The 15379-nt window shown below is 41.5% G+C and carries 18 protein-coding genes and 1 tRNA gene; 9 read left to right on the forward strand and 10 right to left on the reverse strand.

Annotation, left to right across the window (positions count from 1 at the left end):
- The first annotated feature begins 56 nt into the window (after window positions 1–56).
- On the forward strand, window positions 57–830 hold the full coding sequence (locus JMX93_RS02970) for a hypothetical protein (RefSeq protein ID WP_499203805.1): 774 nt from the start codon (window positions 57–59) through the stop codon (window positions 828–830).
- Window positions 831–922: 92 nt separating this feature from the next.
- On the opposite strand, the gene JMX93_RS02975 is transcribed toward JMX93_RS02970, so the two are convergent.
- The 5 genes from JMX93_RS02975 to JMX93_RS02995 all read right to left on the reverse strand — a co-directional run bounded on the left by JMX93_RS02975 (window position 923) and on the right by JMX93_RS02995 (window position 5017).
- A complete protein-coding gene (locus tag JMX93_RS02975; protein ID WP_499203806.1) occupies window positions 923–1666 on the reverse strand; it encodes a glutathione S-transferase family protein in 744 nt (247 codons plus the stop codon).
- 147 nt (window positions 1667–1813) lie between these two features.
- Window positions 1814–2146, reverse strand: coding sequence for a protein tyrosine phosphatase family protein (locus JMX93_RS02980; protein ID WP_020444228.1), 333 nt, complete (start codon window positions 2144–2146; stop codon window positions 1814–1816).
- Window positions 2147–2295: 149 nt separating this feature from the next.
- Window positions 2296–2622, reverse strand: a complete 327-nt coding sequence (locus JMX93_RS02985; protein ID WP_443215373.1) for a protein tyrosine phosphatase family protein — start codon at window positions 2620–2622, stop codon at window positions 2296–2298.
- Window positions 2623–2838: 216 nt separating this feature from the next.
- On the reverse strand, window positions 2839–4548 hold the full coding sequence (locus JMX93_RS02990) for a SulP family inorganic anion transporter (protein ID WP_499203807.1): 1710 nt from the start codon (window positions 4546–4548) through the stop codon (window positions 2839–2841).
- Between the two features lie 130 nt (window positions 4549–4678).
- Window positions 4679–5017, reverse strand: a complete 339-nt coding sequence (locus JMX93_RS02995; RefSeq protein ID WP_499203808.1) for an ArsR/SmtB family transcription factor — start codon at window positions 5015–5017, stop codon at window positions 4679–4681.
- Between the two features lie 309 nt (window positions 5018–5326).
- Between JMX93_RS02995 and JMX93_RS03000 the strand changes: the two genes are divergently transcribed.
- The 3 genes from JMX93_RS03000 to trxA all read left to right on the forward strand — a co-directional run bounded on the left by JMX93_RS03000 (window position 5327) and on the right by trxA (window position 7061).
- Entirely contained in the window at window positions 5327–6199 is an 873-nt protein-coding gene (locus JMX93_RS03000) for an MBL fold metallo-hydrolase (protein ID WP_443215376.1), read from the forward strand.
- 151 nt (window positions 6200–6350) lie between these two features.
- The gene (locus JMX93_RS03005; RefSeq protein WP_193013351.1) at window positions 6351–6533 is read left to right on the forward strand and encodes a YgaP family membrane protein; all 183 of its coding nucleotides are present in this window, start codon (window positions 6351–6353) and stop codon (window positions 6531–6533) included.
- A 90-nt stretch (window positions 6534–6623) separates the two neighbouring features.
- Window positions 6624–7061 carry a thioredoxin gene (gene trxA / locus JMX93_RS03010; RefSeq protein WP_499203809.1) on the forward strand — a complete coding sequence of 146 codons (438 nt, stop codon included), beginning with the start codon at window positions 6624–6626 and terminating at the stop codon, window positions 7059–7061.
- Between the two features lie 149 nt (window positions 7062–7210).
- Here the strand turns inward: trxA and JMX93_RS03015 are convergent, their stop codons facing one another.
- The 4 genes from JMX93_RS03015 to JMX93_RS03030 form a co-directional block, all read right to left on the reverse strand.
- Window positions 7211–7612 (reverse strand): hypothetical protein, encoded by a 402-nt coding sequence (locus tag JMX93_RS03015; RefSeq protein ID WP_443558072.1) that lies wholly within the window; start codon window positions 7610–7612, stop codon window positions 7211–7213.
- A gap of 148 nt (window positions 7613–7760) precedes the next feature.
- Complete coding sequence (locus JMX93_RS03020; RefSeq protein WP_193013348.1) at window positions 7761–8120, reverse strand: SirB2 family protein; 360 nt, start codon at window positions 8118–8120, stop codon at window positions 7761–7763.
- A 92-nt stretch (window positions 8121–8212) separates the two neighbouring features.
- Entirely contained in the window at window positions 8213–8536 is a 324-nt protein-coding gene (locus tag JMX93_RS03025; protein ID WP_193013347.1) for a BolA family protein, read from the reverse strand.
- Between the two features lie 338 nt (window positions 8537–8874).
- On the reverse strand, window positions 8875–9687 hold the full coding sequence (locus JMX93_RS03030; protein ID WP_443215380.1) for a M48 family metallopeptidase: 813 nt from the start codon (window positions 9685–9687) through the stop codon (window positions 8875–8877).
- A gap of 639 nt (window positions 9688–10326) precedes the next feature.
- On the opposite strand from JMX93_RS03030, the gene JMX93_RS03035 reads away from it, so the two are divergent.
- The 3 genes from JMX93_RS03035 to JMX93_RS03045 all read left to right on the forward strand — a co-directional run bounded on the left by JMX93_RS03035 (window position 10327) and on the right by JMX93_RS03045 (window position 13045).
- Window positions 10327–10401, forward strand: a tRNA-Gly gene (locus tag JMX93_RS03035).
- Between the two features lie 267 nt (window positions 10402–10668).
- Window positions 10669–12081: a Na+/H+ antiporter NhaC gene (nhaC, locus tag JMX93_RS03040; protein ID WP_499203810.1), complete on the forward strand. Its 1413-nt coding sequence runs from the start codon at window positions 10669–10671 to the stop codon at window positions 12079–12081.
- A 172-nt stretch (window positions 12082–12253) separates the two neighbouring features.
- Window positions 12254–13045, forward strand: coding sequence for a glucose 1-dehydrogenase (locus JMX93_RS03045; protein WP_193012916.1), 792 nt, complete (start codon window positions 12254–12256; stop codon window positions 13043–13045).
- 232 nt (window positions 13046–13277) lie between these two features.
- Here the strand turns inward: JMX93_RS03045 and JMX93_RS03050 are convergent, their stop codons facing one another.
- Window positions 13278–13535, reverse strand: coding sequence for a hypothetical protein (locus JMX93_RS03050; protein WP_499203811.1), 258 nt, complete (start codon window positions 13533–13535; stop codon window positions 13278–13280).
- Between the two features lie 571 nt (window positions 13536–14106).
- Between JMX93_RS03050 and JMX93_RS03055 the strand changes: the two genes are divergently transcribed.
- The gene (locus JMX93_RS03055) at window positions 14107–14466 is read left to right on the forward strand and encodes a hypothetical protein (RefSeq protein ID WP_193011051.1); all 360 of its coding nucleotides are present in this window, start codon (window positions 14107–14109) and stop codon (window positions 14464–14466) included.
- A 184-nt stretch (window positions 14467–14650) separates the two neighbouring features.
- Entirely contained in the window at window positions 14651–15379 is a 729-nt protein-coding gene (locus tag JMX93_RS03060; protein WP_499203812.1) for a BLUF domain-containing protein, read from the forward strand.

The following is a 15379-nucleotide window of genomic DNA, read 5'->3' on the forward strand; positions in this document are numbered from 1 at the left end:
AACGATCAAAAATAACTTTGAGCGCTGTTAGTGCGATTATGCTTATGAGCTCATCAATGCCAGCTTCAGCAAAAAGCGTTAATGAAATTATTAAAGAATATTATCCTATCTATAACAAGGCTAAGCAGTGCCAAGGTATTATTGCTAATAATGGCTCATCATCTGGCGAAGAAACACCTCATCAAAGCGGATATTGCATTGAGATTGATAGACAACTAGAGGTACAAACCAAACACGGTAAGCGGTTATATATATCAGTCATTGGTGACGTCGCTTTTCATGAAAGTGGTGCCGCGTCATATAGTTCTCACGCTGATACTGGTCTAGTGGGTATGTTTGTCTTAAAGCCACAAAGTTCAGGCTGGGAGGTAGAATACGCTAATCCAGCGATGAATGCAGGGGCTTCTGGTGAAGGACTAAAAGACTGGAAGCTGATACAAGTTGCCCCTGATAAGTGGGGATTTATTAATATTCATAGTGACTCGCACTACGTTCAATCTTTTTCTGAATACGTATTAATGACACCAGATCCTAAGTCAAAAAAAGTGATAGATAGTCATATAGCTGCGAAAGCAACTACAGAAAACAATCCTATAGCACCATCTGGCTGTAGTAAAGATAGAAAGGTAGAATATTGCACATTGCTTAAAGCTAAACTCAATATCGATAAAACGACGCTGATAAATGGTTTTTACCCGTTAGAAATTACAGTCAATGGTCATGAGTATAACTATAACGGTTCAGAAAAAAAGACCTATAACAATCAGGTCTATAAAATAAAATATGAGCCGAAAAAAGGGTACCAAAAGCCTAAAGATTATCCACTATAGTGATATAGAGCTAGTTAGTTGTTTCGTTGAGTATCATTTTCTCACTATGATTGTTATCGATGACATAGCTAATTACTGGATATGGAGCTGTCCTAATGACCTAAAACGCCATTCAAAGATAAAATCTCACCTGCTTCATCTTCTTTGATTACGCGTGTCTCTTTTAAAGCTGAATCGATCCAAGCTTGTATATGAGGATTGTTTAACATCGTTTCACAATATTGTTTGGTCGTTGATTTCAATACTATGTCAGAGGTATCGGCATACGTTTGCAAGCGTAGCACTACTGGTGCGAAAAAAGCATCAGCGGCAGTGAAATGACCAAATAGATAACTGTCTGTTGAGCGATTTTTTAAACAATCTGCAAAAATCTCTTCTATACGCGCGATATCATTTAAGCAGGCATTGCTGGGTTGTATTCTCGCGATGGCTCGAATGTTCATCGGCATCTCACTACGGATACCCATTAGCCCTGAGTGCATCTCAGCAATGATGCTTTGGCAATAAGCGCTATTTATTCTAGTGCTAGTATTGGTCTCAGCAACAGACTTACTCAATCCTGTCCAAAGATCTAAGTCTGTCAAATAATCATTGGCGTGAATGGCAATCGCTAAAGTATCCCATACCGTAACTTTTTCATCACCTTGACCATAGACTAAAACTGGCACTTTTCCTGTTGGTGCATGTTCATTGAGAATAGGTGTCGCGGATGGATGAAAAAGCTCAATCAGCTGTTCATCGAAGTCAATATTGAATGCCTTGAGTAGTAGCCAAGCTCGCAATGACCATGACGAATAGTTTTTATTGCCGATGATGAGTAGCGGTTTTTGCATCATAAAATCCTATTGAGCTGTATAAGTAAGATTTTATTATGTTCTCAATATTAGAAATTAACCAGTCTATAGTTCAGTAGTTTCAAAAAAATACCCATCCAAATTTGGATGGGCGTTCTTTTAGCAGTAGTAATTGTATTTAAATCACTATCAATCGTCTAATAAATCCATACGCTTAGCCGCTTCGTAGATACCTGTTGAGCGGTTACCGGTACGGCAAAAGATCAGCATTGGCTGCTCAGCTTGATTAAAAAAGTCAGCAAATTCTTCGACATGGTTTTGATTGAGCTCACTACCAGCAAAAGACACTTCTTTATAAGCAAGACCTGCTTTTTTAGCAGCGGCTTCAATCTCAGCGCTGGTCGGTTGATTTGGTTCTTCACCATCTGGACGGTTGTTAATAATGGTTTTAAAACCATTTTCAGCAATCATCGGTATTTGATCAGGGGTGATTTGTCCGGTAATACTAACTTGATGGCTCATAAGAGCTCCTTCTTATTTTTTAGAGTAAAAATGAAAATTTTGCTATTAGCGTATAGTGTTTGCTGAAAAAGCAGTGTCTTAGCCTAAGCTTAATGTACAGATATCTAAATATACGCTATGTAAACGCCATCGCTTTTTTATAGTAATGGTTATAACAGACCTTGCATCAATGCGCTTTGATACAACAATTTAGCACGTGCACCCGTCCCGCAAAACATCAATATCGGTTTAGGCATCGAGCGATAAAACGCTGCAAACTGCTCGACAGTCGCCATACTTAAGCGCTCATCATCAAAGGGTAAATGATGATAAGTAAGGTTGGCTTTTGCCGTGGCACTAGTAAAATCACAGCTATTGGGCTGCGTTTCTGTCTCGGCATCAGGACGAATATTGAGCACGGAGCGGTAGCCAAGCTCAGCAATCTTGACACATTGGCTTGGATAAATTTGCTTATAAATAGTTAAATTATCGGTCATAAGTAGCTTCGGTCGCGTATATTAAAAGACGTTTGGAGGTATCGTGTTGTAGCTAAGCGCCATTTTATAAAGGCTGTGCTTTAGGTATCTCTTCTAAAGGCTGTATTTTTTAAGGGCTTATACCAATTTAGCATAACACAGCTTTTATCATATCTATATTTTGTCACAGACAATAATAATTATGCTTGATTAAGCAACATATCGCTCACAGACCGATCAGACATCCTTTAGCGCATTTACCGCATCCATCGTGCTTAAATAAACTTGACCTGAGAGGGTAGTAATGACCGGAGTATGCTCGATAATGTCCATTACTGGCCCTTTAATAAAGCTAAAGTTTAAATGTTTATTTTGGTTCAAAAGCTCTTGATTGAGACTGATAAGCATCTCCTGTCCCGTCAAGTCAATGTGATTGACCGCTGACATGATAAGTATGACCTCATGCGCTTCGGGATATTGCTGAGTGGCTTGTATCACCCTGCGATGGACGGATTCACTATTGCCAAAAAATAAGCTCTCATCGATACGCAGCATCAATAAGTTGCTAAATGTCACTACATCGTGACGGTTTATATTGCGAAAATGCCCTGTGCCAGCTAGCTGACCAACAACGGCGACGTGCGGTTTACTCGATTGCCAAATGAGGCTAGCAAATGACACCATCAAACCAATCACCAAGCCAGTATTTAATCCAAATATCAGCACACCAACGAATGCTGCCAAAAAGCTGGCTGCATCTAGGCGGTCGCGTTGCCATGCCGACTTTAAGGTTGCCATATCAATGAGACCGATGATTGATGCCATGATGGTCGCGCCCAATAAAGCATAGGGCAGTGGTGCGAGTGCATTGCCAAAAGCGATTAAAGCAGCAATCATGACCAGCACGGTTACTAAACTTGCAACTGGTGTTTTGGCGCCTGAGTCGGCATTGATAGCGGTGCGCGAAAATCCGCCAGCGACGGTAAAGCCTTGAAAAAAGCCGCCCGCCATATTGGCGAGCCCCAGTCCAGTCAGCTCACTATTGGCGTTAAAAGCCTCACCGCGCAGGCGTGCATAGTTGCTAGCGACGGAGCTGCTAGAGACAAATATTATCAATGCCATCAAACCTGCGCTAGGTAATAGGTTCAGTGCTTCATCGAAGTTTGGTACATAGGGCAGGGTAAAGGTTGGTAGGCCTTGTGGAATACTACCAATCGTGGCTACGCCGTTCGTTGTCCAGTGTAAGCTGATGCTCAAAACAATCGCAATACCAAGCAAAATGAGCGGAAATAGCCGCTCAGCCCATTTGGCATAAGACACTGATAACCAAGATTTCCATAGCCATTTGCTACCGTAGCGATTGGCCACCAACAGTGCAAAAGCAATGACACCAATAACTAAGGTTAGCGGGTGTAGCTGGCGCGCATACATTTGCATGCTTGATAGATAACCGATTAAGCTATTTCCAGCAATAGGAATCGCGGTCAGGTATTTAAGCTGACTGATAAAAATTAATACGGCTGCACCACTGATAAAGCCTGCTGAAACGCCGCGACTGATAAACTGCATAATCCAGCCAAGCTTGAGCCGACCTGCCAACCATAACATCGTACCAACCATCAATGACAGCAAACTTGCCATCAATATATACTGCTGAGTGCCCTCTGTAGCATAAGGATGTAGGCTACTGGCTGTCATAATCGCAGTAATAGCGACAGGCCCTACTGCTTGCACATTACTCGAGCCTATCCATGCATAGACCAGCACGGGAACGATGGCCGCGTAGAGTCCATAGACGGGTGGCAATCCTGCCAATACCGCATAACCTAAGCTTTGTGGAATGACGAGCACCCCAACCACCAACCCAGCAATAATATCAGTTGGCAGGGCAGACAGCTGGTATTGACGCAACCAAGCAGGAATCAGACGAGCGGCGATAGAAGGCATAGCAATACGTCATCACAATATAAAAGAAAAAGTTAAATAAAAAAAGTTTAATTACAGCTAAGCACTAAATTCATAAGGTCATGCTGAAGAATGAAGCTAAAAATTGACGCTAAAAACTCAAGCCAACAAACTAGCTGTCATTTTTGGCACAAAAGCGTTCATACAACAAATGTAACACCGCCAAGGCATCGTCACTGGCAATACTATAATAAATTTGCTTGCCTTCGCGGCGGGTCGCCACCAACGCATCTTTGCGTAGGATACCGAGCTGCTGTGACAGGCTTGGCTGACCAACACCGACTAAACTTTCAAGCTCGCTGACGCAATACTCTCCTTGAGTCAACTGACATAAGAGTAATAAGCGATCCGGATGTGAAAGCGACTTTAATAACTGGCTGGCTTGCATGGACGCTTGCTGCATTTGCTCAGCAAGGTCTTTAGGTGCAAAGTCTGCTACGCTAGATGACAAGTCATCAATGCTAGTAGTCGAGGTGCTCAATGCTGAAGTAGAAGTAGTCAGAGCAAGCTCCTTATATAAGACATAATAAAAAATTTAAGATTTATAGCTAAGAGATAGTTAATTATCAATGATATTGCTAGCGATAGCAAGTTATCATTATTTACATTATATAAATTGATAAAATGTTAAATCGTTGCTATATTGGTATGAATCGTTGATAAATATATGGCTGTAAATACGATAAGCATAAGCCAGCGCATATTATACTGAACAATTTATCAAAAAATAAAATATTCATCTAAAAGCAAAGAGGTAGCCATGCAAGTTCATTCATTCTTACATAGCGACACAGAAACTTATACTCACGTACTCGCGGACGTCCAACAACAAGTCTGTGCCATTATCGATCCCGTATTGGATTTTGATGCTAAGTCAGGGCGCACTAGTACTACTAGCGTCGATGAGGTGGTTAAGTTCGTCCGCGAGCATGGGTGGGAGCTGGTTTACATCATAGAGACTCATGCGCATGCTGACCATATATCCGCCGCGATACACGTCAAAGACAAACTCGGTGGGCAGTTGGTAATCGGTCAACATATCACCGAAGTGCAAAAAATATTTAAGCAAATATTCAACTTTGATACCAGCTTTCGCACCGATGCCAGCCAGTTCGATATTCTAACGGATGATGGCGACACCTTGGCGCTTGGGAATATTACTCTTACGGTCATGTATGTGCCAGGTCATACGCCAGCCGATATGGCCTATATTGCCACTGATGATGAAAAGACCGTGGTCTTTGTTGGTGATACTTTATTTGCTCCTGATGTCGGCACGGCTCGCTGTGACTTTCCAGGTGGGGATGCCAAGACGTTGTATCACTCAATCAAGAAGCTCCTTGCGCTGCCTGAAGATACGATGATGTATCTGTGTCATGATTATCCAAGCAAGGGTCGCAAACACTGCCCAACCACGACTGTCGCTGCACAAAAACTGGGCAACATCCATGTGAAAGATGGCATCAATGAAGCAGAGTTTGTACAAATGCGTGAGCGCCGCGATGCCACTCTTGATATGCCGCGCCTAATTATTCCATCGGTACAAGTAAACATCGATGCAGGTCATTTTCCAGAGCCAGAAGACAATGGTACCCGTTATCTCAAAGTACCGATTAACGTATTGGGACAATAAGATAAATAGCAGTAAAAGCAAAACATTATAAACATGCACAACATTACGTAAGCACAATACGAGTACAAGCCATCATAATGCTAGTCTGTACTGTAAATACATGGCTATATTACTCCTTTACCACTAAGTCTTCACTCTTAAGGATTGAACCATGGAAATTAATATCGGCAGTACTGAGCGTTTATTACGTATTAGCGCGGGTGTTGTGATTATCGGTTTGGGTTTATATTTTCAAAGCTGGTGGGGCGTGATTGGCTTAGTTCCTTTACTCACAGGACTTTTCCGCTTTTGTCCTCTGTATAAAATGCTTGGGATGAATACCTGCAAGCGTTAAACAGTCGCTAGATTTTTTGTCATAAATACATCATCAAGCATGGATATTTTGATTGACCAATACTCATGCTACTTGTATAGGAGTCTTATAATGAGTGAGCAAAACTCTCATCTGGTCTGCCCACATTGTCAGGCAACCAATCGCATACCAGCAGCCAAACTTAGTGCTGCGCCAAATTGTGGCAAATGTGGTCAGCCATTATTAACTGGAACGCCGCATGAACTAAACGCCCAAACGGTTGGTAAAGTCATTCAGAAAAATGAAGTATTGACCATCGTTGATTTTTGGGCAAGTTGGTGTCAGCCGTGTTTAATGATGGCACCGCAGTTTAAAGGCGCAGCGGCGCAACTGCCACAAGTAGTCTTTGCCAAAATACAAACGGATAAATATGAGCAAGCAGCGGCACCTTATAATATTCGTAGTTTGCCAACCATGGTGGCTTTTAAAAATGGTAGAGAGGTCGCGAGACAATCTGGTACGTTACCTAGCGATCAAATTGTTCAGTGGGTGCAAAGCTTAAATTCTTGAGTTTTAAATCGTTATAATTAGACAAAAAAGCCAGCATGCTTATCACATACTGGCTTTTTTCATCACAAATACTATCTAAAGTGATCAGAGAATTAAGCGGTTAAACGTCATTCATCAAACATGACTTGTTAAACATAACCTATTGAGCCTTACTCGCCATAAATCTTAACACCATTTGCAAAGCTACAACGCTGGATGCGGGCGGATTGGATGATGGCATCACGCTCGCCGTAAAGCCGTGATAATTTTGCATCGCGCGCTTTGGTATTGTTGCTTTTGCCAACACCAAAACTGATGTTAGGAGAGATGCCCCAACGTCCCGCAGAAACCCCAACCCCCACACCTGAAGCGGATAAAGTTGATTGCTCATTGCGCGCCGCGTCGACATAGCGATTGACGCGAGTATATTCTTGGCTAAGGGCTTGGCAATCGTAACTTTGATAAGTGCTTGGTGGCACATATTGTGGCGTGACATTGCCCGTAGAGGCACAGCCTGAGAGACCAAAAATGCCAGTTGTCGCCAGTAGTATCGCTGCAGTAAGAGTTTTCATAGTGGCTCCATTAGGCTAGGTTGAGGTGATTATATTTGTTTAAGATAGCAAAAATAATGTCATTAAGATATTGAAAATACATCGGTTATCAAATATTTTTCACCCCTAGCAACACGACTATTTGGGCAACTCTACTATTCAATACTCATCAAAATAGGTTGCCAGGCTTAGCGAAAGCCAGTATGACGATACCAATATATGCGATAGCAGCGATAAGAATCCCTGTTTTTCTTTGTACGGGTGTTGCATTACTATTAAAGGCTTTTATGCTAGAACTAATGGCTGCGACCAGTAAGATAATTTTGGCAAATACCCATTGTATCGGTGCATTGGCACTCATTAATTGCATTAACATGACTGCCCCTGACACAATAATAAGGGCATAGATGATATGGGTCGCTATTTTAACTGCGCGAGGTGCTAGTTTATTGGTGCTCAAAACCAGATAGCTCTGGTATAAAAACAGCACAATGAGCAATACAGCCATGAGCATGTGTAAATGTTTCATTGGATATCGTTTCCCTTAAAGTAGCATTTTGACTGCTTATTGATTGCATGTAATTATGGTATGGAAAAGACTGTTTACGCAACAGTCAGCTACTAGCCCTTGTTTTGTCCAGCACATAATGGGCTCTCAGGGCTTTGACCTTGCCATTCTATGGGGGTATAAGCATGAATTGCTAAGGCATGGATTTGACCGCCTTGTGAGGTCAATAACGAGTTTGCCAGTCCATATACAAGCTGGTGGCGTGCGACCAATCGTTTGCCTTCAAAAGCATCACTGACAATCGTAAGCTTAAAGTGACTTTCTTTACCGTCAAAATAACCGGCATGATCCATCGATTCATTCGTCAATTCTAGATGTTGCGGTTGCAATGCTTGTAATTCAGCATTGAGTGCATCAGCAGTCGGTGTTTTACTCATAACAGTCCTTCCATATATTTTGCTTAATAGTACTTATAGTATTTGGCGGTATCATACTTAGCAATTTGTGAATTGCATATCATGCCCATTATAACAGACGCTATTAGTGGTAAAGCCTGCTATTAAGTTGCGTGTGTTTGTAAGCGATTAAACTTTTAAGTAACCCTGTTTCTAAAAAAATATAGCAATGAAAGATATTCTCTTTAATGGCAAGTGCGATCACTTATTAGCTAACAGCAAAAAAAGCAGAGTACAGTTTATAACATGTACTCTGCTTTTCTAAGCGATGGATATTAAGCTATTACCACTTACTCAAAGCATGAAATCGGATCACCTCATTAGCGACGCGCTTTTTGATAAAGCGGCATGACTTTAGGCATCAATGATTGCAGTTGAGCAATACGATTACTGCTGGTCGGGTGAGTGCTTAAGAACTGTGGTGGCTCACCTTGGCTTGCGCTTTGCATTTTCTGCCATAAGGTAACTGCTGCTTGCGGGTTATAGCCTGCACGTGCCATTAGCTCTAGACCAATCTGATCGGCTTCAGCTTCTTGTGTGCGACTGTGTGGACGGCTCAGCCCCAAGTCACCAGCGACGTTTGCTAGCTCAGCCTGACCTTGTGACAGTCCAAAGATGCTAGCGGCCACGCCGATACCAGTTTGCGTGGCATATTGGCGTGAGAGACGTTCACGTGAGTGCTCACGCAGCGCATGTGACATCTCGTGACCCATAATGGCCGCAATCTCGTCATCAGTGAGGTTCAGGCGGTCAATGATACCCGAGTAAAACATGATTTTACCGCCTGGCACCACAAAGGCATTCAACTCATTAGATTTGATCGTATGCACTTCCCATTGCCATTTCGCGGCATCTGGACGGTAGACGCCGACCTGACCGACCAAACGATTAGCGATGTTTTTTAAGCGATTAAGCTGAGCCTTATTAGTATCTAGCACGCCGCGCGCTTTTGCTTCTTGTAATGTTTTAGCATAACTCTGTGCAGACAGCTGCAAAACTTGCTCACTAGAAACCAGTAAGAGCTGCTGACGGTCAACGCCAACGGCACCGGTGCTGGTGGTGCTGGTACAACCTGTCAGGGTTAGTGCCGACAATGAAGCGGCCATCACGGTGGTGGTCAGTAATTTTCTCATAATAAACATCCTCGCTGTAAATGATAAAAAGTAAAATAGAACAAAGTGGCTGTTAATAATAAAGCGGTTGTCGTTAAAGTGATTATCGTTCAAATGACTCGTATTAAATTTTTTTCGTAGAATAGAGAGTTAAAGTAGCAAGTAAGGCAATTTTTTGTTGATGTTCTACCTGTGCTTGCTACGCGACCTCAAAAGTAAAATTTTACCCGAACTGTCATTAGGCATAAGTATAATAATGTTACCAAGGCAAAACCAATGCAGGAAAAGTAACAATACAACGTAGGATTGTAAGTGAGAGGGACGCTGACACCAACAAATCTATTTTTCGCTACTCACTGTTGCAAACTTGATAGGCGGCATAAATATCAGTCAAAAAATTGACTCATAAGCAATGTGATATCATCTAGAAGGGTAGAGCCTTAATTTTCTATCATTATTGTGGAAAATAAGTCATATTATTTTAAATAAATAATTATTGATAAATCAATTATTTATGATGATTGCATCAATAAATAGCGAATTAAAGCCATAATATTAGAAATAAATATAAAAAAGTGGTTGACACTATCAGAATATTTGATAGAATAGCCAGCCTATCGAGACGGAGTTGTTGTTAACAACACTATGATTCGATAATCAGCGGGAATAGCTCAGTGGTAGAGCATAACCTTGCCAAGGTTGGGGTCGAGAGTTCGAATCTCTTTTCCCGCTCCAAATATGGCTTGAAAAAGCGCAAAAAGCCTCACTATAAAGTGAGGCTTTTTTTTATGCATAAAATTTACTTTGGGCTGCTGAAGAGCCGTTTATTGACAGCCAAAAAGTCTGTTCAATAAAGCCAGTCGAAATACAGCATGCTAAGCACTGGCAGTCTTGTACTCTACAAAGCAAATAAAGAACAAGCGGGTAGCAATAATGATTGCCACTCACTAAACTTGTAAACCCTTAAGTATCGCAAATTACTAGACAACATAAGGGCGCGTCATGGCTCCACAAACATTGACCCAGTTTTCATCCGGAGTGGCAGCTATTATTTCAGCCATTGTCATCACGATTATGGGCGTCACGATGATTGGTTTTGGCTGGGTACCTCATCTCCCCTTGATACTCGCCATCTGCGTTTTATTGGCTATCGGTCTATATAAAGGATTGACCTTTAATAGTATGCAAGCACAGATGGCTGCTGGGGTGATGAGCGGTATTGGTGCGATATATTTGTTTTTCTTTATTGGGTTGATGGTGGCGGCTTTGATGATGTCAGGCGCGATACCAACGCTCATGTATTTTGGTTTTGAGCTGATATCACCAGAATTTTATTATATATCAGCCTTTGTATTGACCTCCATTATCGGCATCGCCTTAGGCAGTAGCTTAACGACAGCGGCAACGCTAGGCGTGGCTTTTATTGGTATGAGCAATGCGTTTGACGCCAATATCGCGATAGCAGCGGGCGCTGTCGTATCAGGCGCTTTTTTTGGAGATAAGATGTCTCCGCTATCAGATACTTGTACCATCGCTTCATCGGTTGTGGGTATTGACTTATTTGCGCATATTCGCAATATGATGTACACCACAGTACCGGCTTGGATACTGACTGTCATTTTATTTTGGCTGTTTTCTGGGCAAACGGTCAATGCAGATTTGAGCCAAGTGACGGTTTTGCAGACACAGCTTATCAATAGCGGTTTAGTGCATTCTTATGCCGTACTGCCATTCTTAGTATTGATAGGGCTGGCGATAGGTAGAGTCAATGCCATTTACACCATCATCTGTACCACGATTACAGCGTTGATCATCACTTACTTACATAGCTCACCAAGTTTTGAACAATTAGGTGGCTACCTTTTTGCTGGGTATAAACCTGCTGAAACGCTAGTATTGGGTGAGGTCGGTGGCATGCTGTCACGCGGCGGTGTGCAGAGTATGTTTTTTACTCAAACGATTGTGATATTGGCGTTGAGCCTTGGCGGGCTGCTGACGGCATTAGGAATTTTACCCGCGCTACTATCTGGACTAAAAGACACGTTGACGCATTCAGGGCGAGCCATCTTTGCTGCTGCCATGTCAGCGCTCAGTATCAACGTGCTCATCGGTGAGCAGTACCTCAGCATTTTGATATCAGGTACGACCTTTCGCTCGACGTTTGAGCGTCTCAATTTACACCCTAAAAACCTCTCTCGCACTATCGAGGATGCAGGCACGGTGATTAATCCGTTGGTGCCTTGGAGCGTGTGCGGGGTCTTCATTAGTCAGGCGTTAGGCGTGCCTGTGCTTGACTATTTGCCGTATGCTTTTTTCTGTTATTTATCGCTGTTGCTGACGCTGCTATTTGGTTTTACTGGCATAACTATCAGTCATTTGGATAAAGCTGATGATGGTCTAAACAAACACATTTAATAGAGATACATACTCAGTGCGGTCTATGAAAACGCCGTCACCATATTTAAGTTACAAAAGAGGGTCAATTCGACACATTAGATTCAGTTTGACCGCGCATAATTATATATAGACTTTAAATAAATATAACAATAAATAATCTATTTATAAATAACGATAATAAGGAATAATCATGCAAGAATTCAAACATAAAGCATTTAGTCAATTATTTGATCTGTCAGGAAAAACTGCGATTGTGACTGGCGGTGCAAATGGTATTGGCAAAGCAACGGCGCTACGTCTGGCACAAGCGGGCGCAAACATTGTGATTGCCGATCTAAAAATAGAAGACGCCAATGCGGCGGTTAAAGATATCGAAGTGTATGGCGTCAAAGGCTTGGCAGTCGAATGTAACATCTTAAAAGATGATGATTTGGTCGCTATGGTAGACAAGGTAATTACTGAATTTGGGACTATCAATATTTTAATTAATAATGCTGGTGGCGGCGGTGGCGGTCGTGAAAACCCTGCGAAGATATCAGTGGATGATATTCGTCGTGACTTTGAGTTGAACGTCTTTAGTGGCTGGCGTTTATCCCAGTTATGCGTGCCACACATGAAAGCATCGGGTTATGGTTCGATTGTATTTACCACTTCGATGTCGAGTATCAATAAAAGCCCAAATATGAGTGGTTATGCGGGATCAAAAGCAGCCGTCAATCATATGGTGGCAAATTTAGCACATGATTTTGGCCCTGAAGTACGTGTGAATGCTGTTGGCCCTGGTGCGACACGCACCGACGCCTTACAAACTGTCTTAACGCCAGAGATCGAAAAGAAAATGCTAGAGCATACGCCGATTCAACGTCTAGGTGAAGCGGATGATATCGCTGGTGCCATGCTGTATTTTGCCGCACCAATATCTGAATGGGTAAGTGGTCAAACCCTATTTGTGAATGGCGGTGGTGTGCAAACTTTAGACTAAGATTATCTGTATGGATAGTTAATGTTTTCATTTATGCCGCTTGAACGATGGTGTTTAAACCATAATGTTTAAACCATAATGTTAAAGCCATAGTAAATAGTGAAAAAACCGTTCTGAAAAGCGTCGTCCAATGTATAGTTGGGCGACGCTTTTATCGTTTTTGTCATTATGTTTTACGATATAACTATTGGCACTTCGATAAACTGAATATGCGCCATCAAGATTATTCAGATCATTCAAAACAAATACGCGCGGCTTCATTGCAAAAGGTTTGTTTACCATTTTTAAAGCCTGCTATGGCTTGTGAGTTGGTTCTAATGGCGGCTACTGCGTCTTTCGCCTTTAGTACGACCAACGTCGCTTGTGCTCCTACTTTGATCTCCGTTTGCCGTGACAAAAGCTTCGCTGTATTTTTGCCAATCATATCGAATACCTCTGCTATCTGCTCATCCTTTGCTAATTGAGTGATATTGGCATACATATTTGCCATTCTAATCAGTTAGGCATCACCGTGAGGCGTGAAAGCATTTAAAATATTATTGCTAGAAATAGTCGTATTGATGCCCGTCGCTAACGGATATTCACAAGTTTTTATGACTTGGTAATTGGACATTTTTTGTGAGTAAATCGGGCATTGTGTTTCTCTCATTATGGGATTAGGAGAACCCACGGATCGATCAAATTTAAGGTTAAAAATAATATCTTTAAGCTCTAAAATAGAATCATTATTGATTGCGATTGTTTTTCCTACTCAGTGGTCGTTTTTTGTTCATGAGCGGTTAGGTACAAATGTTCTCTAGTTTGTTATATAGAATATAATAGCCAGCACTACGGGGTTTAGGTTTTGTTTACGAGTACGCTATATTTTTTGTACCAAAAAACACATTTAATTATTTATATTGAATTATCATAATTTTCTTAAATATAAATGATTAAATTTAAGTTAATCTAATAACCAAGTGGTGAATAAGCTCAATGCAGTTTAGTATTATTAAGCTGCACAAGCGTTCCCGAAATAGCATTATTTTATTTAAACACAACCAAATGGATAGGAAGAAAGTATGTCAAATATCAATGAGTCTTTACAAGAATTAATGGATCTTGATGGTGCTATGGGCGGCTGTATTGTCGACTATATGTCAGGTATGGTATTAGGTATGACCGGTGGTGGTGTTGATTTAGAGCTGGCGGCAGCAGGTAACTCACAAGTAGTAAAAGCGAAAGTAGCAACAATGAAATCACTTGATATCAAAGGTGAAATCGAAGATATGTTAATCACATTAGAGTCACAACTGCACATCCTTCGTCCTGCTGCTAATCATGAAGATTTGTTTATTTATTTGGTTCTTGATAAATCAAAAGCCAACCTTGCATTAGCTCGCCGTAAGGTGCAAGCCGTAGAAAGTAAACTAGAAATATAATTTGGTTGGTAATATTCAAGCCAATGGGTGATTGGTCAGACTCTCCTTGTTGCTTACCGTGTACTAAACAAGACTAGTAAGAAGGTCATATTCGTTATGTACGTACTGTGCATAGCGAGTGATCATTTTATATACAGTGATGACAACTTAACGAGCGTTAGCCGTTTTATCAAGTGGTGGCAAAATGAAATGTATTGCATACGTCAGTAGAGCACCTATTAGTGATCGCAGTATTCGACTGCCTACTGGATTATCAGACATCATTAGGATATCTCGAAATAAAAATCTAAAGTCGCAAATCACTGGTATCATCTCTTACCGTGAAGGTCAGTATCTGCAAGTGCTGGAAGGGCATGATCTTGAAGTAGACAAGTTAATGAGCAAGATAGCTTCTGATCCTAGACACGAAGATCTTTGGGTCTTTTTGGACGTGCGCGTTGCCAAGCGTAGTTTTCCTAACTGGGGCGTTAGCGTGTTTGATTTTGTGGATCAAGGCAGCTTTTTTAATGCATTCATAGAGAACAATAGTGCTGTGTTAAACAGCTTTGATGAGTATCAGCAGAAACGTATTCAGCCCTTTATTGATATAAAAAAATCTGACACTGTGCCTGAAAAGTATTATGAAGGTAAGAATCTAAGATTGCTGGCATGGCCTGACCTCAACAATGAAAGCGAGCCGCAGATGATTATGAATCTGTGTGTTAAATTGACTAAGAAGCCTTACCCGTTCAGCGCTTTAGTGAGCAGTGGTGAGTTTGGCACTCATCATCAAGTCACACAAATTATCAAAGAGTTTGAGCGTTTAGGTTTATTGAGTGTCACAGAAGCAGAGCCGATAAATGAGCAAGCCATAAATGAGAAAAAATCTAATAAATTTTATGGTGCGATCAAAAAATTCTTAGGAATGAGGTAA

The sequence above is a fragment of the Psychrobacter muriicola 2pS genome, from assembly GCF_904846535.1.
In the GTDB taxonomy this organism is placed as follows: Bacteria; Pseudomonadota; Gammaproteobacteria; order Pseudomonadales; family Moraxellaceae; genus Psychrobacter; species Psychrobacter aquimaris.

Excerpts from the sequence above, each read along its gene's own strand:
- JMX93_RS02970 (WP_499203805.1), top strand. The coding sequence starts at position 57 with ATGCCAGCTTCAGCAAAAAGCGTTAATGAAATTATTAAAGAATATTAT.
- JMX93_RS02975 (WP_499203806.1), bottom strand. The coding sequence starts at position 1,666 with ATGATGCAAAAACCGCTACTCATCATCGGCAATAAAAACTATTCGTCA.
- JMX93_RS02980 (WP_020444228.1), bottom strand. The coding sequence starts at position 2,146 with ATGAGCCATCAAGTTAGTATTACCGGACAAATCACCCCTGATCAAATA.
- JMX93_RS02985 (WP_443215373.1), bottom strand. The coding sequence starts at position 2,622 with ATGACCGATAATTTAACTATTTATAAGCAAATTTATCCAAGCCAATGT.
- JMX93_RS02990 (WP_499203807.1), bottom strand. The coding sequence starts at position 4,548 with ATGCCTTCTATCGCCGCTCGTCTGATTCCTGCTTGGTTGCGTCAATAC.
- JMX93_RS03000 (WP_443215376.1), top strand. The coding sequence starts at position 5,327 with ATGCAAGTTCATTCATTCTTACATAGCGACACAGAAACTTATACTCAC.
- JMX93_RS03005 (WP_193013351.1), top strand. The coding sequence starts at position 6,351 with ATGGAAATTAATATCGGCAGTACTGAGCGTTTATTACGTATTAGCGCG.
- trxA (WP_499203809.1), top strand. The coding sequence starts at position 6,624 with ATGAGTGAGCAAAACTCTCATCTGGTCTGCCCACATTGTCAGGCAACC.
- JMX93_RS03015 (WP_443558072.1), bottom strand. The coding sequence starts at position 7,612 with ATGAAAACTCTTACTGCAGCGATACTACTGGCGACAACTGGCATTTTT.
- JMX93_RS03020 (WP_193013348.1), bottom strand. The coding sequence starts at position 8,120 with ATGAAACATTTACACATGCTCATGGCTGTATTGCTCATTGTGCTGTTT.
- JMX93_RS03025 (WP_193013347.1), bottom strand. The coding sequence starts at position 8,536 with ATGAGTAAAACACCGACTGCTGATGCACTCAATGCTGAATTACAAGCA.
- JMX93_RS03030 (WP_443215380.1), bottom strand. The coding sequence starts at position 9,687 with ATGAGAAAATTACTGACCACCACCGTGATGGCCGCTTCATTGTCGGCA.
- nhaC (WP_499203810.1), top strand. The coding sequence starts at position 10,669 with ATGGCTCCACAAACATTGACCCAGTTTTCATCCGGAGTGGCAGCTATT.
- JMX93_RS03045 (WP_193012916.1), top strand. The coding sequence starts at position 12,254 with ATGCAAGAATTCAAACATAAAGCATTTAGTCAATTATTTGATCTGTCA.
- JMX93_RS03050 (WP_499203811.1), bottom strand. The coding sequence starts at position 13,535 with ATGGCAAATATGTATGCCAATATCACTCAATTAGCAAAGGATGAGCAG.
- JMX93_RS03055 (WP_193011051.1), top strand. The coding sequence starts at position 14,107 with ATGTCAAATATCAATGAGTCTTTACAAGAATTAATGGATCTTGATGGT.
- JMX93_RS03060 (WP_499203812.1), top strand. The coding sequence starts at position 14,651 with ATGAAATGTATTGCATACGTCAGTAGAGCACCTATTAGTGATCGCAGT.